The organism is Bacillus sp. FSL K6-2839 (assembly GCF_038003365.1).
GTDB lineage: Bacteria > Bacillota > Bacilli > Bacillales > Bacillaceae > Bacillus.
The window spans coordinates 356,361-377,756 of sequence record NZ_JBBOOZ010000001.1 but is presented as its reverse complement, the minus strand read 5'-3'; the positions used below and the strand labels follow the sequence as shown (position 1 = coordinate 377,756).

Sequence of the window (21,396 nt, the reverse complement as noted above, 5' to 3'; positions counted from 1 at the left end):
AGATCATCTACTGTTTAAATCGGCTTTCATTTCTTCTTCATGTAAAAAACCATTTTCTCGTGTTTAGTAGTAATTTTCCGAGTGCTTTTACCTTGGTTTTATGCCACCACCTATCACTAGAATGTGCTTCGAATAAACCCATCAGAAATTTAACAACTACTTCCATAATGACTGGATTAAGCCAAATATATTGTTTTTAGATTATTTTGTCAACAAATTATTTCCTAAACATTAAAATGAATTTTCTAATTGAAAATACAGGTATTTTTCGTGGTTTTTTGACCTCAAAACACTTATTTCTACACAAAAATACAACATAAACCAATAGAACTAAGAAATTTATCTACTAAATTACACAAGATTTTTATTTCATTTTGAAACAAAATTGAAAGATACAATGATTATTTCCCGAATGGATTTTTGTGATATTTTGACTATTTTTTTCTCTTTTCCGATCATTTTCTTTGGTATATCTGCATTTTCAATTAGGTGATTTACTGTTTATTCCAATCTGCTGTTTTTTCTTATTATAGTAAAAAAGATGTATCCTCTCCTTCAGAGATGATGGCATGAAAAAAAGCCCCTTACGAAAGTAAGAGGCTTTTTTCAGTTGGCGTTTATGCCCAAGTTTTCACTTTTTCATGGTCTGTCACAAAGAGAAGGACTTTTCCTTCGTCTAAATGTTCTTCAAATTTCTCAGCTTCTTCTTTAGAGAAACCAATTTCATGGATTTTATTTCGGAGTTCATCGCCCTTTTTACTAAAGATGTTCCCAACAGCATGTTTAAGTCCAACTTCTCTTTGACCTATCGTATTAGCATCTGCATTTCCAGCAATACGCTCTGTACGATCATCGTCATGGGACAGAACATAAATGTCCTCTCTTGCAACACCGAGTGCTTTTAATTGCTCTACATCTCTTTGAAGTGTCTCATCATTTGAATACTCTCTTACAACAGGTTTCATTTTATATTCCTCCTTTAGCGTCTTACGAATCTTTTACCCGTCACTTTTGTCATTAAACCTTCCTTGAGCACATCCATTTTACATTGTGTACTAACCGTGCCTATTGGCTTATTTTTGACAAAAAGCCCGTAAAAATGACTAAATTTTCTGAAATATTGTATTCATCCCTGTTGTTTTGTTGTACAATTCTTATACTGGAGGCTAGAAATGAGGTAGAGCTGATGTATTACTTTTCAGCGGAGCAGCAGTTTAATGCTTGGGTTGTCAGTGATTTGGTGAAACAGCTTTTTCAGAAGTGGAATCCTGAAGAAGCAAAAGCAAAACCGCTTACATTGTTTGCTGAACAGCACTTTCGCATCTCCATTGATTATCTCTTTTCAATCATCATTAACATTGGAGATATCGAGTCGATTGAACAAGATCCACAAGACCTGTTGTCCTCATACTTGAATATCCTTTTTCCTTTTGTGACGCGCGATATGATGAAAGCCTCCATGCAAAATGCGAACGAATATTTGTTAAAAGAACGTGATGCGGACGTGTATCAGCTGTTTGGCTGTCTGCCGCCGCTCCTCTCTGTTGACTTCCAAAAAAGTAGTCCTCATCTATGAGATGGCGGCTGCTTTTTTGTATGTGTTTGAAAAAGACCGTATGTTTTGAATGAAAAGAAGCATCATGTTAATGTAAATCTAGGCTGCAAGTGAAAGGGAGGATTTGACATGAGTCAACAAAAGCAAATTCAATTAGCCAAACGTCCAAAAGGATTACCTACAAAAGATGTTTTTCATTTTGAAACAGTCGATATACCTGTGCCGCAAGATGGCGAAGTCTTGATTCAAACGAAATATGTTTCTGTAGATCCTTATATGAGAGGACGAATGCAGGATACAAAATCCTATACACCTCCATTCAAGCTAAATGAAGTGATTCAGGGCGGTGTTGTCGGAGAAGTCGTTGAATCCAAATCGCCTCAATTTGAAAAAGGGGATTTTGTTCTTGGATTCCTTGGCTGGCAAGAATATTCTACAGCCAAAGCTGAATCTCTGACTAAAATTGATCCATCCATTGCGCCATTGTCCTATTATTTAGGAATTTTGGGCATGCCAGGGCAAACCGCTTATTTCGGACTTCTTGCGATTGGCCAGCCAAAAGAAGGCGAGACCGTTGTCATTTCTGGAGCCGCAGGTGCCGTTGGTTCCGTTGTGGGACAAATTGCTAAGATCAAAGGCGCTCACGTCGTTGGGATTGCGGGATCTGATGATAAGCTGGCTTATTTAAAAGAACTAGGCTTTGATGAAACGATTAATTATAAAACAACAAATGATTTAGATGATGCCATAGCAAAGGCGTGCCCTAACGGCGTCGATGTGTATTTTGACAATGTTGGCGGCGAAATTTCTGATGCCGTGATGAATCATTTGAACCGCTTTGCACGTATTCCAGTGTGCGGCGCAATTTCGTCTTATAACATTAGCGCAAGCGAGGACATCGGACCGCGTGTGCAAACAAAACTCATTAAAACAAGCGCATTGATGCAAGGCTTCATTGTTGCCAACTATTCAGATCGTTTTGAAGAGGCTGCAAGAGATCTCGCACAATGGGTAAAAGAAGACAAACTGACTTATAAAGAAACAATCATTGAAGGCTTTGACAACATTCCTGATGCATTCCTTGGACTATTCAAAGGTGAAAATGTCGGAAAACAGCTTGTCAAAATTTCATAATAAAAAAGGCCCCTCCATGTGGAAGGGTCCTTTTTTATGCCTGCTTGGGGGCAAGATGCAGCTGGCCTTGCTTATAAACAATTTCCTGAAGCGAAAGATTCAGCTTTTTCGCCATTTTTTTGAGCGTTGCATGCTCTTGAGGTGTGACTAGGCTGATGACAGCCCCTTCCTTTCCTGCGCGTCCGGTTCTGCCTGAACGGTGGATATAGCCTTCTTCGTTTGGCAGGTCGGCATGGATCACGTAAGGCAGATCGTCAATATCGATGCCTCTTGCTGCGATATCCGTTGCAAGGAGAAGCGGGAATTCACGCTGTTCAAATTCCTTTAAGATGATAGCACGCTCTGCTTTTTTCGCCTCACTATGAAGCACACCAAGGTCGACATGGTGATACGCTAATTTCTCTGCATAAATGCTTAAATTCGTAATATCACGCACAAAGACGAGCGCCTGCATGTCCTCAAGGCGTGATAGCTTTTGCAGTAATTTCACTTTATCACGCTGATCACATAACAGATAATAGTGTCCTACTTTCTGCGCTTCTTCCTCACTTCTGGCAATTTTCAATACTTCTGGTTCAGACGTCATTTGTTTAATCAGTTGAACCGTTTCCTCTTTTAACGTCGCAGAAAAACAGAGGATTTGTCTTTCTTTTAGTGTGGATTTAATGATCGCTTGGATCGTTTTCATATGCTCTGGCACAAGAAGCTGATCTGCTTCATCTAGCACGACTGTTTTGACTTCGTGCATTTTCAGTTTCTTGATTTTGATTAATTCCTGTACACGGCCAGGTGTTGCGACAACGATGTTCGGGTGTTTCTTTAGTTTTTCCTGCTGCTTTTTGATGTTCGCTCCACCAATCAAGGAGACCACTTTGATGTCTGATCCTTGTTTGAACTCTTGCACGACATCAAAAATTTGCATCACAAGCTCTCTTGAAGGTGCCAAGATTAAGACTTGCGGGTGTTTGATATCCACATCGATTTTATTTAAAAGCGGCAACACATACGCCAGTGTCTTCCCCGTTCCCGTAGGCGATTCCGCGATCACATCACGCTTCTCCGTAATCCACTCTGCTGTTTTTTCTTGTATAGCTGTTGGTTTTTCGAAGCCAGCCGCTTGAAAGTTTTCCTGAATAAATGGCTTTGCTTCTTTCAAAAATGCCCAATTTTCTATCATGTCGATCTCCTTTATCCTCATTCAATCTATCCTTTAGTATCTCAAAATCAGCTTTGAAACGCAATTTTTCTTTTGATGCTTTTATCGAGCCGGACAGTTCGATATAATCATGAGAGGCACTAGCCGTTTTGAATCTATTTGAGGTGTAAAAAATGATATTATCTGTTAAAGATTTAAGCCATGGCTTTGGCGACAGAGCCATTTTTCACGAAGTCTCCTTCCGTTTATTAAAAGGCGAGCATGTCGGCTTAATTGGCGCCAACGGTGAAGGAAAGTCAACGTTTATGAATATTATTACTGGCAAGCTGGAGCCAGATGCAGGAAAAGTCGAATGGGCAAAAAATGTCCGTGTCGGCTACCTTGATCAGCATACTGTACTAGAAAAGGGAAGAACGATCCGCGAAGTGCTTCAGGATGCATTCCACTATTTATTTTCCATGGAAGTAGCGATGAATGACATTTACGGCAAAATGGGTGAAGCCGATCCTGATGAGCTGGAAAAGCTGTTAGAGGAAGTGGGCGTCATTCAAGATGCGCTCACAAACAATGATTTCTATATCATTGATTCCAAGGTCGAAGAAATTGCGAGAGGTCTTGGGTTAACGGATCTTGGGCTGGACCGTGATGTGACGGAGCTGAGCGGCGGACAGCGTACAAAAGTATTGCTTGCGAAATTGCTGTTAGAAAAGCCAGAAATTCTCCTTCTCGATGAGCCAACCAACTATTTGGATGAGCAGCATATTGAGTGGCTGAAGCGCTATTTACAGGAATATGAAAATGCGTTTATCCTCATTTCACATGATATTCCGTTTTTAAACAGTGTCATTAACTTGATTTATCATGTTGAAAATCAAGAGCTCACGCGCTATGTTGGTGATTATGATCAATTTAAACAAGTGTACGAAGTCAAAAAGCAGCAGCTTGAAGCAGCTTATAAAAGGCAGCAGCAGGAAGTCGCTGAATTAAAGGATTTTGTTGCAAGAAACAAAGCACGTGTCAGCACAAGAAATATGGCTATGTCCCGTCAAAAGAAACTGGATAAGATGGATATGATTGAATTGGCAGCAGAAAAGCCAAAGCCTGAATTCCACTTTAAGACGGCACGGACTTCCGGGAAATTGATTTTTGAAACAAAAGATTTGGTTATTGGTTATGATGAACCGCTCTCTCGTCCATTGAATCTGAAAATGGAACGCGGGCAAAAAATTGCGTTATACGGCGCTAACGGTATCGGAAAAACGACATTGCTGCGAAGTCTTCTTGGAGAAATCACGCCAATTTCTGGTGAGGTGGAACGCGGAGAATTCCTGCATATTGGCTACTTTGAGCAAGAAGTAAAAGAGCAAAACAGCAACACTTGTATTGAAGAGGTGTGGAGTACCTTCCCTTCTTACACGCAATATGAAGTGAGAGCCGCTCTTGCAAAATGCGGATTAACGACAAAACATATTGAAAGCCGCGTGTCTGTCTTAAGCGGAGGAGAAAAAGCAAAGGTCCGTCTTTGCAAACTAATCAACGAAGAAACCAACTTACTTGTTCTCGATGAGCCGACCAACCACTTGGATGTCGATGCAAAAGAAGAACTAAAACGCGCGTTAAAAGAATACAAAGGGAGCGTCTTATTGATCTCTCACGAACCTGAATTTTATCAAGATGTTGCAACCGACACATGGAATTGTGAATCTTGGACGACAAAAGTACTTTAACAAAAAAGCCTTATATCTGCATAAGATATAAGGCTTTTTTCTATTTAATGACCTGCTTGAATATTGACGAGATGTTTACGGCCAAGAAGCAGGATGATCATGCCTAACAGAACGACAGCCGCCCCAACATAGTAAGGGGTGCTTGCTGTATAAGATTCAGCAAGTACGCCGGCAATCCAAGGAGCAATCGCGCCCCCAATAAACCGTACAGCACTATAAGAGGATGAAGCAATCGAACGTTCAACCGGCGCCGATCCCATCACAGCGGTCGTGAGCACTGTATTGATCATGCCAAGGATGCCCCCAGCAATAACAATTCCGCAGATGACGACCACAACATGTGAAGTCCATACCCCAATGCCGAATAAAATCACAGCAAATGAAGCAAACAGAACCACAAGGGAAGTCAATGTCCCAAGCTTGCGATGAATGACCGGCGCTGAGAAGACGGATGTCACGGCCAAAAATAGTCCCCATCCAAAAAAGACATAACCAAGACCATGCTCATCCAGATGAAGCACAAATGGCGAATAGGCTAAAAGCACAAAGAAACCAAAATTGTATAAGAAAGCCGCAGATGCCATCGTTAATAGCCCTTTATATTTTAACGCCCCGACAGCCTCGAATAATTTCACCTTTTTCTGAGGTTTTTGCATCGGCGGGAGCATAAACGTAATGGCTAAAAGAGCAACAAGCATTAACACCGCAACGCCAAAGAATGGCCCGCGCCAAGAGATCGTCCCAAGCTCTCCGCCAAGCAGCGGTCCAACCGAAATCCCAAGACCTAGTGCAGCCTCGTATAAAATAATGGCCTTCGCACTTCCTCCAACAGACACACCGACAATGACAGAGAGGGCAGTTGAAATAAATAAGGCATTCCCAATGCCCCATCCGCCTCTAAAGCCGATTAATTCATTAATCGTTGAAGAGGTACCGCCTAAAGCAGAAAAGACAATAATAAAAATAAGTCCTATTAATAACGTCCATTTCGCACCAATCCGACTAGAGATAAAGCCGGTAAAAAACATGACAAAGCCGGTCACAAGTAAGTAGCTCGTAAATAAAAGAGAGACCTGACTTGGAGATGCATCTAATTGTGATGCAATGGCCGGCAAGATCGGGTCCACAAGTCCTATCCCCATAAATGAAATCACACACGCAAAGGCAACAGCCCAGACGGCTTTCGGCTGCCTAAGCAGACTTGTACGCTGTCTCAACACTTCTTCTTTCTTCATTCCATCAGAACCTTTCCTTCAAATGTTGACAAAATAAAATAAACACGCAGAGGTGTTTATTTTTGTAATTGCTCAATTGCATGAGCCGCTCTTTCTTTCATCGTTTCAAGATCCTTTTTAAAAGATTGAATCGTTTCAAGCTTTTTTGTAATCAATTGATGCTGTACAGACAGCTGCGCCTCAATATCTAACAGCTTCTCTAATCGTTCCTTCGGATCAAGCGACAGCAAGTAACCCTCTTTATTCAGCTCTAGCTGCTTTCCTATTTCCATAAACGATTGAAGCTCTTGTAAAGAAAATCCAAGTACCTCTTTTGCCTGCATCACTTTCTCTAGTTCTTCCATGTCGTCCTCTGAGTAAAGTCTGACACCGCCCTCTGTCCGCTTTGGTGCTGATAATAAACCAATCTCTTCATAGAAACGTATCGTCCGTTTAGTCAGTCCGCTTCTTTTCGCCACTTGATCAATTTTCATCCATTCCATTGCCAGTGCCTCCTGCTCATCAATTCATGATTTATTATACACCTTTATAACCTTAACGTAAACGTAAATTTTTGCACTCTTGATTTTTCTCGTGTTTTGATGCAAAATAAATAGGAATTATTACGATTTAAAGGAGGGATCTCATGTTTTCTTTTCCACCCAAAAAAGAACGACACCAACAATTCGGATCTGTACCACCAAGCCTTGGAACGAAACCCCCTCAAAAAGAGAACATGACTGACATCCAAAAGACGGAGCAGGACTTTTATTTTCATCTTGAACAAGTCGGCATCTGCCGCGTGTCTTATCCTGTACGAATTTTGTCTAAAACGGCACCGCAGGACCAAATAACTTCTGCTGACTTTGCACTGAGTACCTCCCTGAGAGCTCACGAAAAAGGCATTCATATGAGCCGTCTCACTGAACAGCTGCACTCGTTTTACGAAAGCGGCAAGCCGCTTGATGTGAATAGCTTAAAAGCATTGACAGCAGCGCTTGCCCGTCAGATGAATCAGTCATCTGCCTCGGTTCAAGTTTCCTTCCCTTGGTACATGGAAAAGCAAAGCCCAGTCACCGGGAAATCGGGTTTGATGCATGCGACAATCACATATGACATTCATTTTCATGAAAAGGATGGATGGACCTGTCATATTGGCTGCGATGCACAAGTCACCACATTATGTCCTTGTTCTAAAGAAATTAGTGAATACGGTGCACATAATCAGCGCGGCTCTGTTTCCATTCAGATAGAGTTGTTTGAACAAGCATCATTCCCTAACGACATGAAAGCAGCTCTTTTACATATCATTGAGTCCAATGCGAGTGCACCGCTCTATCCTGTGCTTAAAAGACCTGATGAAAAGAAAGTGACAGAAGAGGCTTATGAAAATCCACGCTTTGTAGAAGATCTCACAAGGTTAATGGCCATCGAATTATATGAGCAGCCATGGGTCAGGGGCTTTCAAGTCGAGTGTCGTAATGAGGAATCCATTCATCAGCATGATGCCTATGCGAAATGCTCTTATCAAAAAAACCTGTAGATCAACTCTACAGGTTTCTTATTTCTTAGTCATAACTCTCTAATTCCTCAATCATCAGCGATAGTTCTGTCCAGCGGTCCATTGCTTGTTCTAGTTCTTCAGCAACGGCTTTTTGTTCGTCCATCAGCTCTTGAATTTTTCCAAAATCACTGCCTGCCTCCGCAATGCTGGATTCAAGCTGCTGGTGTTTTTCCTCTAAAGCCTGTATCCGGTCTTCAATTCCGTCCCATTCAAGCTGGTCTTTATAAGAAAGTTTTTTTCTCTTTTTAGGTGCCGCTTCTACTTGTTTCTCAGCAGGCTTTGTCTCTGTCCGCTTCTGCTCTTTTTCTTGCTCCATGTAATCGCTGTAAGCACCTTGGTAGTGTGAAATGCGGCCATTTCCTTCAAAGACAAGCAGACGGTGAACCACTCGGTCTAAGAAATAACGATCATGCGATACGGTCATGACAACGCCAGGAAACTGTTCTAAATAATCCTCTAAAATGCTGAGGGTCTCCGTATCAAGATCGTTCGTCGGCTCATCTAAAAAGAGAACATTTGGTTCTTCCATTAAGACTTTCAATAAATACAATCTGCGGCGTTCTCCCCCTGACAGCTTGCGAATAAACGTCCTCTGCATGGATCTTGGGAATAAGAACCGTTCCAGCATTTGCTCTGCTGTCACTATGGCACCATCAGATGTCTTGACGATCTCAGCTGTTTCCTTGATGTACTCAATGATGGTCAGCTCGTCATCCATTTCCTTGTGATCCTGCGTGTAATAACCAATACGAACGGTTTGTCCAATCGTCAATTGTCCTGAAGTCGGTTCTATTTTCCCCGCTAGACAGTTAAGAAGAGTCGTTTTTCCGACTCCATTCGGTCCGATAAATCCAATCCGGTCGCCCGGCACGACTAAGTCTGTAAACCGCTCCACAAGGGTCTGGCCAGCAAATGAAATTGATAAGTCTTCTGCCTCTATGACTTGTTTTCCTAGGCGGTGCGAGCCGATAGCGAAATCAAGCTCTCCTTTCGCATCAGGCCCTTTTTGATCCATCAGCTCTTCGGCTCTGCCAATGCGTGCTTTCTGCTTCGTCGTTCTTGCTTTTGCCCCTCTTCTCAGCCATGCAAGTTCTCGTCTGAGTAAGTTTTGACGCTTCGTTTCTTTCACCTGAGCTTCTGCTTCTCGTTCGGCTCTTTTTTCTAAAAAGACTTCATAATTTCCTTTATACGTATAGAGCTGCCCTTGATTCAATTCATAAATTCGGTTGGCCACACGGTTTAGGAAATAACGATCATGCGTCACCAGAATGACAGCACCGCTGTATTGACTCAAATATCCTTCGAGCCATTCAATCGTTGCATTATCGAGATGGTTGGTTGGCTCGTCTAAAATCAGCAATCCCGCGGGCTGAATTAAATTTTTAGCAATCGCGACACGCTTTTTCTGTCCGCCTGATAATGCATGAACAGAGCGGCTCACATCTTTGACACCAAGCTTTGTCAAAATCGTTTTTGCTGACAGGTTCGCATCCCATGCATCTTCCTGATCCATTCGATTTTGCATGCGCATCAGCGCTTCTTGTTTTGCTTCATTTTGGGGATCATGCTCTAAATCGGCTAGCGCCTGTTCATATGCCTTCATCGTTTGAATCATGGGTGCCGTTCCAGAAAAAATGTAATCAAGAATCGTTTCATTCCCGCTCATTTCAGGGTCTTGCTCAAGAAATTCGATATCAAGTGTCCCTGCCTTCGTGATGTCACCCTCCTCAAACGATTCAAGTCCTGCAATGACCTTTAGGAGCGTTGACTTTCCTGTTCCGTTTGGTCCAATCAATCCGATGCGTTCCTTTGGTTCTATATGAAAAGAAATATGATCAAACAGCGTTTTCTCGCCATAGGTTTTATATAATCCTTCAACATTCAATAAACTCATTTTTATCAGCCCTTACATAGATTCTCCCTTTATTTTAAATCAGCCAGTAGCAGAAAACTAGTTTTAAAAAAACCCGCTGCTGAAAAGAATGTTTCCTTTTGCTGCTCGATACACTATGAAGAGGTGATCTAAAGATGGTAACCATTAGCTTATGTATGATTGTGAAAAATGAAGAGGAGGTGTTAGCGGACTGCCTTTCCTCTGTCCAAGACATTGTAGATGAGATGATCATCGTTGATACAGGGTCAACAGATCGTACGAAGGAGATTGCTCACTCCTTTTCAGCACAGGTACTTGATTTCGAATGGGTTCAGCACTTTGCAAAAGCCCGCAATTTCGCTTTCTCACATGCAACGAAAGAGTATATTTTATGGCTTGATGCTGACGATGTTCTGCTTGAAGAAGACCGTCAAAAACTTCTTCAGCTCAAAGAGACACTTGATCCTTCGGTGGACGCCGTCTCGATGTTTTATCATGTGGGATTCGATGAAGACGGTCAGGTGAATTTTAAATATAGAAGAAATCGCCTTGTGAAGCGTGCCTTGAACTTTCAGTGGTACGGGGCCGTACATGAGTTTCTTCAAGTGTATGGCAACATCTTTCCAGCCGATATAGCCGTCACACATCAAAAGCGCAAGAAAACAACCACTGGTGAGCCCGGGCGCAATCTTCGAATTTATGAAGACATGCTCGCAAAAGGAGAGGACATGACGCCACGTGATCTCTTTTACTTTGCCAATGAATTAAGAGATAACAGGCAGCATGTCAGGGCGATTCGTTTTTATCATGAATTTTTAGCGACAAAACAGTGCTGGATTGAGGATGAAATTCGCACATGCCAATATTTAGCCGACTGCTATTATGCGGTAGGCTTCGAGGAAGCGGCTTTATCCTCATTATTACGTTCTTTCTTATACGATCAGCCCCGTCCAGAATTTTGCTGCCGGATCGGGGATCATCTAAAAATACAAAATAAACATCAGGCAGCAATCTTTTGGTATGAGCAGGCGCTGAAGGCTCCTGAAAACGAAACAGCCTTCACACTCACACAGTATAAAACGTGGTATCCACATCTCCAGCTTTGCTATTGTTATTATCAGCTCGGCGATTTGGAAAAAGCCAAGACACATCACCTTGCCTCCTCCGCCCATTACCCCACTCATCCAAGTGTGCTGTTCAATGAAAAAATATTTGCTGAACAGACATAGATCCCCCGTCACCACATCCGCCTTCCACCTGCCAGCGGATGTCTCTTTTTATGCACAAATTCGATTGTGACGTTTAACACTTTAGTGATTTAAAGCGTTTTTCAACCAATTGACTAAATTGTCAATTACGCATATACTAACATTCGTCTTACGAAAAGATTTATCCAATAGGAGGTCAACATGAGTTCTTTATTTCGAAAAAAGTCTCTCGACCAGCTCATGCTTGAAAGTCAAACGAAGCGGCTTAGCCGATCGTTAAATACGTTTGATTTAATCTTGCTTGGCATTGGCTGCGTGGTCGGGACTGGTATCTTTGTGATTACGGGGGTTGCGGCAGCAAAGGATGCGGGACCTGCGATTATTATATCTTTTATTTTGGCTGCGATCGCATGCGCCCTTGCTGCTTTTTGCTACGCTGAATTCTCCTCGTCCATTCCTGTGTCAGGAAGCGTCTATACGTATTCCTACGCCACACTTGGGGAATTTCTCGCCTTCTTAATGGGCTGGGATCTCATGCTTGAATATGTCATTGCGCTCTCTGCTGTAGCAAGTGGATGGTCGTCCTATTTTCAATCACTGCTCAGTGGATTCGGTCTGCACATACCGAAGGCTTTATCAGCTGCACCTGGAGCCGCTGATGGTGCCGTCTTTAACCTACCAGGCGCACTTATTATTTTACTCATCACCTTTATCGTCTCAAGAGGCGTCAAAGAAAGCACGAAGCTGAATAACATCATTGTGTTAATCAAAATTGCCATCGTCCTTCTCTTTATCATTTCAGGCTTTGCTTACGTCAAACCTGAAAACTGGACACCCTTTATGCCGATGGGCTTTGAAGGAGTAATCGCAGGCGCGGCAACAGTCTTTTTTGCTTATCTCGGATTTGATGCGATCGCCAATGCATCTGAAGAAGTCAAAAATCCGCAAAAGGCGATGCCGATCGGCATTATCGGGGCGCTCGGTGTTTGTACCATTTTATACATCGGTGTGTCCTTTGTCTTAACCGGCATGGTTCACTATACGAAACTGAATGTCAGTGACCCTGTCGCATTTGCTCTTCAAGTCGTTGGCCTTCATAGTGTGGCAGGTATCATATCAGCCGGTGCCATTATTGGGATCACAACGGTTTTAATTGCCTTGGTCTATGCGCAGGTTCGCTTAACCTTTGCGATGAGCCGTGATGGACTCATGCCAAAAATTTTCTCAAATGTTCATCCAAAATCGCAAACACCTGTTGCCAACACTTGGCTGACAGGTGCTGTCGCAGCATGTATCGTAGGTTTTGTGAATTTATCGACGCTTGCGAATTTAGTGAGTATCGGTACACTTGCAGCCTTTACGGTGATTTCAATTGCCGTCATCGTTTTACGGAAAAAGCACCCGAATGTCAAAGCAGCGTTTAAAGTGCCATTCGTGCCTGTTCTTCCGATTATCAGTGCGGTCATTTGTATCACACTTGCGACGACCCTTTCATGGGTGACTTGGAGAGCCTTCCTTATCTGGGTAGCCATTGGTGTCGTTGTTTACTTCACCTATGCAAGACGAAAAAGCCATCTTAATGAAACACATTAGAAAAGAGACACGGGGTTTCCCGGTCTCTTTTTTTTGCTTAAATCACGCTGTTTTTGGCTGAATTTGAGTCCACCATGTCTGGATCTAACACGCTTATTACACGCCAAAGGACACTCACATCAAAAAATCCACACCACCACCGAAGCCAAAAGAAACAAAAACACCGACGGTCTCGATTCGATCAAAGCCATCTTCTTAACCCGCTCAGCTTTTAAACACAATCGGGAGCCAGAAATACACCGCAAGGACAATCGCAACAATACTGATGATATTTAACCAAAAGCCTGCCCTGACCATATCAGATATTTTCAGCACGTCCGCACTAAAGACAGCGGCGTTTGGCGGTGTGGAGATCGGCAGCATAAACGCACATGAAGAAGCCAAAGCAGCCGCAGCCATTAACCCATATGGCTCCATGCCAATCGCAAGCCCAAGCCCTACCGTAATCGGAATAATCATATTGGCAACAGCTGTATTTGACATAATTTCAGTCATAAACAAAATCGCTCCCGTTAAAATGATCAACAGCACGATATACGAAAGCCCATTTAAATGCTGTAGATTTTCCCCAATCCATCCCGTTAGATTGGTTTCTGCAAAGCCCGTAGCGAGCGAAAGCCCACCTCCAAACAAAAGCAAAAGCCCCCATGGCAGCTGTTTCATATCCTGCCATTCTAATATTCTCTCTCCATTTGTTGCTGGAATGAGAAATAACAGCATGGCACCGAAAATGGCGATAGACGTATCAGATACGGTGATCCCTCCAAACAAAAAGAGCTTAAAAATCCATAAAAACGCCGTCATGAGAAAAACAACAAACACCCATTTTTCCTCTTGTTTCATTTTTCCTAAATTCTCTAATCCCTTTCGAATGAACGCTACACTCATTTCACCTGTGTGCTCTACCTTGAACTGTACCTTGGTCAAATACAGAAATAAGAGAATGAGCAGAATCATCGCAACAGGAAAACCAAACAAAAACCATTCAAAAAACATAATTTCCCGATCTAATAGCTTTTTTGACATCGCAGCAAATACCGCATTTGGCACAGATCCGACAAGTGTTGCTAGACCACCAATTGACGCTGAATACGCAACCGACAATAAGATGCTTTTACTGAATCGATCAAGAGATGGACCAGATAAGACTTCATTAGCCTTGACCTCTTTAATCACTGCAAGAGCCACTGGGAGCATCATCAGGGCTGTCGCTGCATTCGAAATCCACATAGATAAAAAAGCAGTCGCGATCATGACACCTAATACAATGCGGTCACTTCTTGTGCCAATCACCCTCAAAATGTGTAAGGCCATTCTTCTATGTAAGTTCCATTTTTCAATGGCAATAGCAATCATAAATCCTCCCATGTACATAAAGACGATCGGATCTCCATAAGCCCTTGATGTCTGTTCCATAGAAAGCCCGCCAAGTGTCGGCAGTAGGATGATGGGCAATAAAGATGTTGCAGGTATGGGCAGTGCTTCTGTCACCCACCATGTTGCCGTCCAAGCCGTAATGCCCAAGACTACCCTCGCAGCATAGGTCAATTCATCTTCAGGTATGAGAAACAGAACGAGCAAGAAGAGTGTCGGTCCAAGAATAAGTCCAATTACATTCACTTTTTTATAAACGATAACAATTCCCCCCTATTGAAAGCGCTTGTCATATTTTTTCTAATTTTCCACATTCGATGATCTCTTAAGAAATCCTTTAAATCATAAGAAAAAATGAAGATATCTTTCATAAAAACAGCTGTCATTTTACTCCCATTTTCAAAACCATGACATGATGCCTTGGTCTATTTTCATAGGAGAAACTATACAAATCATGTGCAATCACTGTAAAATATAGAAGATCTAATCAAAAATTGAGGTGTTTTCATTGTATAAGGATCAAAGAAAATCATTTTGGAAACAGAAAAAATTCATTATTCCTCTTCTTAGCATCATCGTGATAGCAGCTGCTCTCTTTTTCTTAAAAGATACTCTTTTCTCAAAAGAAAAAGAGGCTTTAAAAGCGGCTGAATCCTTTACGAAACAATTGGAGAAGAAAGACTTTACGAAGCTGGCTGATGAGGTAACGAGTGCGTCTTTGAAAGCCAATGACTTCTCAAAAAAACAACTAGCCGAAAAATATGACAATATCTTTAACGGAATTGGTGCTTATGATCTGAACATATCAAAGCTCAACGTCGAAAAACAGGACAAAGGAAATGGGTATCAATTTTCCTATGATGTGACAATGAAAACGTCTTTTGGCAAGCTGCACAAGCTTTCTTACAAGGGCGTTCTCTCAGAAGAAGATGACAAGTGGAAAGTGGACTGGAAGCCAAATCTCATCTTCCCGCAAATGGAGAAGGGAGATACTATCAAAGTCAAATCAGACCCTGCTGTCCGTGGAAACATTGTAGACCGAAAAGGGCGTACGCTGGCAGAAACAACTGGTGGAAACGCACTTGGCATCATCCCAGGTAAACTCGGAACAGGGAAAGAAAAAGAACGCAATATCAAAAAAATCAGCAAGGCGTTTGATATAGACGAAGAACTGATTGACAATCAGCTGAAACAAGCATGGGTCACAGACGACACGTTTGTCCCGCTCAAATCAATGTTAGAGCAAAAGCCGATTCCAAAGGAGGTAAAAGGCGTCACCTATCAAACGAAGGAAATGCGTTACTATCCTTATAACGAAGCCGCCGCCCATCTCACCGGCTATGTCGGAAAAGCAAATGCAGATGATATCAAAAGAAATCCGGCATTAAAAGCAGATCAAATCATCGGCAAAACCGGCCTTGAATTTACGTTTGACAAAAACCTGCGTGGACAAGATGGCGGAAGCATTCTGATCGTCCATGATGAAACAGGCATTGAAGAAACATTGCAAAAATCAGATCGAAAAGATGGAAAAACAGTGAAGCTGACCATTGATGCTTCCTTACAGAAAAAAACCTATGAACAGCTAAAAGGTGAAAAAGGGGCCGTCACGATCATGAATCCATCATCGGGGGATCTATTAGCGCTTGTCAGCGCCCCTTCCTACGATGTCAATCTCATGACAAATGGGATCACACCTAAGCAATATCAGGTATACAGTGAAAACCCAGACCTCCCATTCCAAGCTCGCTATGCGAGCCGGTATGCACCAGGGTCTACATTCAAAACCATTACAGCGGCCATTGGGCTGGAAACAGGTGTCACAAAACCTAATAAAGTACGCACCATTCATGGACTGAAATGGCAAAAGGATCAATCTTGGGGCAATTATCGAATTACACGGGTTCACGATAAAGAAAACGTAAATATGGTCGATGCCCTCGTGTACTCAGACAATATTTACTTCGGACAGGAAGCACTGGAAATTGGCAAAGACACCTACGAGAAAAAAGTAAAAGCATTTGGGTTTGGCGAAGATTTGCACATGCCATTTACAATGAAACCAGCACAAGTATCGAACGATGGCATTCAATCGGACATCTTACTTGCTGACTCTGCCTATGGCCAAGGCGAATTACTCATGTCACCGATTGAACAAGTACATGCCTATTCTCCATTTGCAACAGGAGGCAAGCTTGTCTATCCTCGAGTCGTTCAAGATGAAAAAACAGCATCACCAAAACAAATCATCAAAGAAGACTCGGCAAACTCAGTGAAAGACGCGCTGACTCAGGTCGTGACCAGTCCAAACGGTACAGCTCACTCCTTACAAATTGAAGGAGCTGATATTGCCGCTAAAACAGGAACGGCAGAGCTGAAGAGCAAACAAGGGGCAACAGACGGTTCTGAAAATGGATTTTTACTTGCATTTAATCCCAAAAAAGAAGATTACGTCCTCGTCGGCATGATTGAAGGTGTGAAAAACCGCGGCGGAAGCGGACTCGTCATTCAAAAAATGAAGCCTGTGATCGCATCTTTTTATCAATAACCCTTTAGAGACACAAGCACTTGTGTCTCTTTTTTCTAAATCATGACAATTTGCTATTGTTTTATAGTTCACCTTATGAATAAAATGAGAAGAATGCAAAATAGAAAACAGTTGAATGAAAGGAGGAAGTCTCATTGGCTATTGCTGCTCGTACAAAGGATAAACCTCAAAATTCTGTCACCGGATCAACGGTTTACCCCATTTTATTGATTATTGGCATTTGCCATATGCTGAACGACACATTGCAAGCCGTTATTCCTGCGATGTTCCCTATTTTAGAACGCTCAATGGGGCTGACCTTTACACAATTAGGGCTGATTGCCTTTACATTAAATATGGTCTCCTCCGTCATGCAGCCCGCTATTGGGTGGTATACAGATAAACGGCCGATGCCTTATGCACTCCCGATTGCTTTATTTTCTAGTGCTGTCGGTATATTCGGGCTTGCGTTTGCGCCTTCCTTTGCCACCATTTTGCTTTGCGTTGTCTTTATCGGACTCGGCTCTGCAATTTTCCATCCAGAGGGCTCTCGTGTTGCCAACATGGCAGCTGGTCCAAGACGAGGACTTGCACAGTCCATCTATCAAGTAGGCGGAAATACAGGTCAAGCCTTTGCTCCGCTGATCGCTGCATTAATGCTCGTCCCTCTCGGTCAGCCAGGCGTGGCTTGGTTTACGATTGTTGGAATAATTGCTGTCGGTTTCCTTCTTTATATTTCAAGATGGTACGCAGGAAGACTTCAAACCATTCGAGCTCAAGCGAAAAAGGCTCCAGCAAAAGCTGCAAGATCTGATATTCATCGTAAGTCAGCACTCACAGCACTTGGCATTATCGTCTTTCTCATCTTTGCCCGCTCTTGGTATGGGAATGCGATATCGAATTTCTATGCGTTTTATGCGATTGAACAATATGGATTGACGATTAAAGAATCACAGACTTATATTTTCTTATTTCTCATTCTAGGTGCAATTGGGACATTTTTAGGCGGACCGCTTGCAGACCGCTTCGGCAAGAAAACCGTGATTTTAATTTCCTTATTGGCATCCTTTCCGCTTGCCCTGCTGCTGCCATTTGCCGGACCTGTTTTTGCTTATGTTTTACTTGGACTGATTGGGGTCATTCTGACATCAAGCTTCTCTGTCACAGTCGTTTATGCTCAAGAACTATTTCCCGGGAAAATTGGCACAATGTCTGGTTTAACTGTTGGGCTTGCGTTTGGTATGGGTGCAATTGGATCAGTCGCTCTAGGCTCATTCATTGATGCCTTCGGTTTAACGCCTACCATGATCGGAGTCGCCTTTTTACCGATATTAGGCATCCTGGCCTTCTTACTACCTAGCGATCAAACCATCTCCAAATGGAATGAATCATAAAAAGGGAGAAAACCGCTCAGTTATTGAGCGGTTTTTTCATATCTCATAAAAATGCGTGTCAGGAACGTGCTTCTTTGCAATAAACCCTTGCTGAAATTCTGGAAAGACCGTTTGCACCTGTTTAATTTTTTGATGAACCAAATCGGCATACGGAATATATAGATGATCCACTAGATTTTGTTCTGTCATATAGTAATACCAATTAAGATTAAAGGTATTCTCATCAATGATCGTAAAGGCAGAAAAATGATAGAACAAGAGTGGACATTCGTCGAGATACATATCCCCTTTCACAACTGAAAGCTTGTAGTTTTCAATATTCCAAATGGCGGCATTGGCTCCTTTAGATGTCACCACATGGACCCCTTCAAAATCATCGATCCATCTTTCAACATACCGCTGATCTCCATACGTCTTATTTTCTGTATCCATTTCTACTGTACAGTGTGCAAGACAGTTTTCCTTCCATTGTGTGACCGCCTGTTTGGCAACGTCTGTGTTGCGGCAGCCGACAAATCCAGTATTAAAGCGGCCAGACAACTCATAAAAGTGATAGAACCGCTTGGAATTCATATGATCCGTCAAAAATAAATGAGCGAGTGGATTCTCTGCAAATACCGCCTCTGGATCATGATAAAAATACAAATCCGTATCCAAATGGGCGAGATAATCCGCTTCTGAGGACTCAAGGATTTTGAGCAGAAAAGCAGGCTTTAACGTCCAGCAATACTCATGGAACGTCCGATCATCTTTTGCCTTTCGCAGCGTGTCATCTTCAATGTCTTCAAGCTGTTCATATTGAACGTGCGGATGAGGGAATTCACTTAACACCTTGTAAGCCAAAGGGTCCGCACATAAAACCGACAACTTGAATGAATGGGCGGTTTGTTCAAGCGAATGAATCAGCGCCAAAAGCTTAAAAATATGGGTATTCGACACAATGGTTGTAAAATGATAAGATGCCATCTACAACACATCCACTTGAAACAAATCAACGCGTAATAGCTCTTTCGTCAGCCCTTGAATGGCTTCTACAAGCACTGTGCAGCCATATTCCTGCCGTGCAAGCTGCGCTGCCTCTGACAGCTTTTTCAAAGGGACATGCTTTGCTGTCAGCTGATCTTTTTTATCGCGTTTGATGCCTACATTCCGCTCTGTGATCAAATGAAGCAGCTCTAAAAAATAAGAAAGCAGACCATCGAATGCCAGATTTTCACGCAGCTGCCGGACCTCTTTCACAATGTCATTTGTGACGGTGTGAGAAAATGGACCAGAGAAAGCCAAATGGACATCAATGGCATCAATATTGTTGTACTTCTCGCACATATACAAAATATTATATTTGATGTCATCAAATGACGTTAAATTACTTGGATGCTCCTGATGCACACTCATGATATCCTCTCGCAATTCAAACGAGAGACCAAGCTGATGCAGACGAATTCCTAAATCATAATCTTCAAACCCGTACCGAACGATATTTTCATCAAACATCCCGAGTGCCATGACATGCTTACGTTTGACAGAGGAGTTATTCGTAATAAAAAATCGCCACGGCAGCTCATAAGAGCCTAAATCATAGTTATACGTGCGCAAAATGTCTTTGAGAATATCAATAAACTCAGACTGCAAATCGAAGCTTTTCTCTAGAAATGCACCATTTTCAACTTCCTTCATTGATAAAAGAGGCGTTTTATCTTTCATTTTCCGCTTATACAAGCCTTGCTTTTTCAACCGATTGATATGATCCTTATCAAATGCTTCGTAAAAATAACGATAAATCCGCTTCCAGCATACACCACAAATGACAAGGTCCTCATGAACAGCATGTGCCTCCGCATGCTTTTGAATAAATTGCGGCTCTGCCAGCATATCGCTGTCATGGAATATCAGCAGGTCTCCCTCCGCCTCGCGAATGGCATGATTGCGACCCTTGGCAATCCCTTGATTGACAGGAATACGTACCTTTTTAAACGGGAAATTCACCTCAATGTTCTCAAGCATTTCCATCGTGCCGTCCGTTGACCCATTATCAGCGACAATGACCTCAAATGGAATATCCGTATCCTGAAGCGTTAAGGAAAAAAGACTCCCTTCTAAACGCTCTTTGGCATTATAGCTTGGAATAATGACGCTTACCTTTGGCTTCTCATTCATGCGTCATCCCCCTCCAATTTGGCATAGCCGTTAAACAGCGGATCGACCTGCTCAACAGATTCAATCACATGGCGCAGCACGTTTCGATAGGCTTCTTGGAAAAACGGCAGATCATTTCTCCCTTTTTCATGAATTTGCTGCATCTCATCCTTGCTCACGATGCGAAAGCCGCTGAAATGATAGCAAATGAGCGGATGCCCATCGTCCAGCAAAATCCGTCCATTTTCTTCCCGATAAGAATGCTGCCCATAGTTCCAATGACCAATATTCACGCCTTTTGTTTGAATATCTTCCACTTTTTCAAACAGCTTCGGCATATGATCGAGATATCCTTGATCGCCAAACTTGCCTTCGCCCGGCGCATTTTTGCATTCCTTCAGGCATTCTTCTTTCCACCAGCTGAGGCATTTCCGGCCGGCTTCATCTCCTTTAAAATGCAGGAAGCCTGAGTTATAGCGGCCTAATAGCTTCTGAAGCATCTTCACTTCCTCGGGATCGAAGCTCGGAATCACAATATCCCCTCTCGAGAGTAAAACAGAGGCATCCGGCTGATGTTGAAAAATCACTTGCGGGCTCTCATAAAAGAACAAATCCGCATCAAGATAGGTTACGCCCTCTGCCTGCTCCTGTTCAAATAACCACTCAATCCAAATCGGCTTTAATGTCCAGCAATATTCCGAGGCATCCCGTTCCTCTTTTTTATCCAGCAGCTCCGGCGTTTCGAGCTCCCGTACATGAACAAGATCGACATGAGGAAAATTCATTTGATGAAGCAGATCAAATGCAGCATCATCCATACATAACGTCTTGATAACAGCATCATCTTCTACTTGCTTCAATGATAAGAAAAACGCAATGGCTTGATAAAGTCTTCCACTCGATAGAACCGTACAATATATGCTGTTCATCTACTTACACCT

Annotated in this window: 17 protein-coding genes; 8 read left to right on the top strand and 9 right to left on the bottom strand. The window is 42.5% G+C overall.

Translation table 11 applies throughout. The features are described from left to right. Window positions 1–617: 617 nt before the first annotated feature. Window positions 618–965: a general stress protein gene (locus tag MHH26_RS01585; RefSeq protein ID WP_060595744.1), complete on the bottom strand. Its 348-nt coding sequence runs from the start codon at window positions 963–965 to the stop codon at window positions 618–620. 221 nt (window positions 966–1,186) lie between these two features. Here MHH26_RS01585 and MHH26_RS01580 point away from each other — a divergent pair, with 221 nt between their 5' ends. Both MHH26_RS01580 and MHH26_RS01575 read left to right on the top strand, forming a co-directional pair. Next, a complete protein-coding gene (locus tag MHH26_RS01580) occupies window positions 1,187–1,576 on the top strand; it encodes a YfmB family protein (protein ID WP_003214189.1) in 390 nt (129 codons plus the stop codon). Between the two features lie 108 nt (window positions 1,577–1,684). Beyond that, window positions 1,685–2,689 (top strand): NADP-dependent oxidoreductase, encoded by a 1,005-nt coding sequence (locus MHH26_RS01575; protein ID WP_060595742.1) that lies wholly within the window; start codon window positions 1,685–1,687, stop codon window positions 2,687–2,689. 34 nt (window positions 2,690–2,723) lie between these two features. Here the strand turns inward: MHH26_RS01575 and MHH26_RS01570 are convergent, their stop codons facing one another. After that, window positions 2,724–3,866: a DEAD/DEAH box helicase gene (locus tag MHH26_RS01570; protein ID WP_340971995.1), complete on the bottom strand. Its 1,143-nt coding sequence runs from the start codon at window positions 3,864–3,866 to the stop codon at window positions 2,724–2,726. A 152-nt stretch (window positions 3,867–4,018) separates the two neighbouring features. Here MHH26_RS01570 and MHH26_RS01565 point away from each other — a divergent pair, with 152 nt between their 5' ends. Beyond that, entirely contained in the window at window positions 4,019–5,572 is a 1,554-nt protein-coding gene (locus MHH26_RS01565) for an ABC-F family ATP-binding cassette domain-containing protein (RefSeq protein ID WP_334750900.1), read from the top strand. A 44-nt stretch (window positions 5,573–5,616) separates the two neighbouring features. Here MHH26_RS01565 and MHH26_RS01560 read toward each other — a convergent pair whose 3' ends face one another. Further along, on the bottom strand, window positions 5,617–6,807 hold the full coding sequence (locus MHH26_RS01560) for an MFS transporter (protein WP_307499274.1): 1,191 nt from the start codon (window positions 6,805–6,807) through the stop codon (window positions 5,617–5,619). A 56-nt stretch (window positions 6,808–6,863) separates the two neighbouring features. Further along, complete coding sequence (locus tag MHH26_RS01555; RefSeq protein WP_034664543.1) at window positions 6,864–7,289, bottom strand: MerR family transcriptional regulator; 426 nt, start codon at window positions 7,287–7,289, stop codon at window positions 6,864–6,866. A gap of 143 nt (window positions 7,290–7,432) precedes the next feature. Between MHH26_RS01555 and folE2 the strand changes: the two genes are divergently transcribed. After that, window positions 7,433–8,329: a GTP cyclohydrolase FolE2 gene (folE2, locus tag MHH26_RS01550; RefSeq protein WP_340971991.1), complete on the top strand. Its 897-nt coding sequence runs from the start codon at window positions 7,433–7,435 to the stop codon at window positions 8,327–8,329. A gap of 25 nt (window positions 8,330–8,354) precedes the next feature. Here folE2 and MHH26_RS01545 read toward each other — a convergent pair whose 3' ends face one another. Further along, complete coding sequence (locus MHH26_RS01545) at window positions 8,355–10,244, bottom strand: ABC-F family ATP-binding cassette domain-containing protein (RefSeq protein WP_340971988.1); 1,890 nt, start codon at window positions 10,242–10,244, stop codon at window positions 8,355–8,357. Window positions 10,245–10,378: 134 nt separating this feature from the next. On the opposite strand from MHH26_RS01545, the gene MHH26_RS01540 reads away from it, so the two are divergent. Both MHH26_RS01540 and MHH26_RS01535 read left to right on the top strand, forming a co-directional pair. Continuing rightward, entirely contained in the window at window positions 10,379–11,452 is a 1,074-nt protein-coding gene (locus MHH26_RS01540) for a tetratricopeptide repeat-containing glycosyltransferase family 2 protein (protein WP_034664551.1), read from the top strand. Window positions 11,453–11,632: 180 nt separating this feature from the next. Then, entirely contained in the window at window positions 11,633–13,024 is a 1,392-nt protein-coding gene (locus MHH26_RS01535) for an amino acid permease (protein ID WP_034664554.1), read from the top strand. A gap of 204 nt (window positions 13,025–13,228) precedes the next feature. Here MHH26_RS01535 and MHH26_RS01530 read toward each other — a convergent pair whose 3' ends face one another. After that, complete coding sequence (locus MHH26_RS01530; RefSeq protein ID WP_268496223.1) at window positions 13,229–14,644, bottom strand: SLC13 family permease; 1,416 nt, start codon at window positions 14,642–14,644, stop codon at window positions 13,229–13,231. 262 nt (window positions 14,645–14,906) lie between these two features. Between MHH26_RS01530 and pbp4 the strand changes: the two genes are divergently transcribed. Further along, the gene (gene pbp4 / locus MHH26_RS01525; RefSeq protein WP_307499272.1) at window positions 14,907–16,946 is read left to right on the top strand and encodes a penicillin-binding protein PBP4(5); all 2,040 of its coding nucleotides are present in this window, start codon (window positions 14,907–14,909) and stop codon (window positions 16,944–16,946) included. A gap of 134 nt (window positions 16,947–17,080) precedes the next feature. Next, entirely contained in the window at window positions 17,081–18,319 is a 1,239-nt protein-coding gene (locus MHH26_RS01520) for an MFS transporter (RefSeq protein WP_340971979.1), read from the top strand. A gap of 36 nt (window positions 18,320–18,355) precedes the next feature. Here the strand turns inward: MHH26_RS01520 and MHH26_RS01515 are convergent, their stop codons facing one another. Genes MHH26_RS01515 through MHH26_RS01505 form a run of 3 tightly spaced genes read right to left on the bottom strand, consistent with a single transcriptional unit; the run spans window position 18,356 to window position 21,384 of the window. Beyond that, on the bottom strand, window positions 18,356–19,285 hold the full coding sequence (locus tag MHH26_RS01515; RefSeq protein WP_340971976.1) for a putative nucleotide-diphospho-sugar transferase: 930 nt from the start codon (window positions 19,283–19,285) through the stop codon (window positions 18,356–18,358). After that, a complete protein-coding gene (locus tag MHH26_RS01510; protein ID WP_340971973.1) occupies window positions 19,286–20,476 on the bottom strand; it encodes a glycosyltransferase family 2 protein in 1,191 nt (396 codons plus the stop codon). Next, on the bottom strand, window positions 20,473–21,384 hold the full coding sequence (locus MHH26_RS01505) for a putative nucleotide-diphospho-sugar transferase (RefSeq protein WP_334750905.1): 912 nt from the start codon (window positions 21,382–21,384) through the stop codon (window positions 20,473–20,475). The genes MHH26_RS01510 and MHH26_RS01505 overlap by 4 nt, the downstream gene beginning before the upstream one ends. Window positions 21,385–21,396 lie beyond the last annotated feature (12 nt).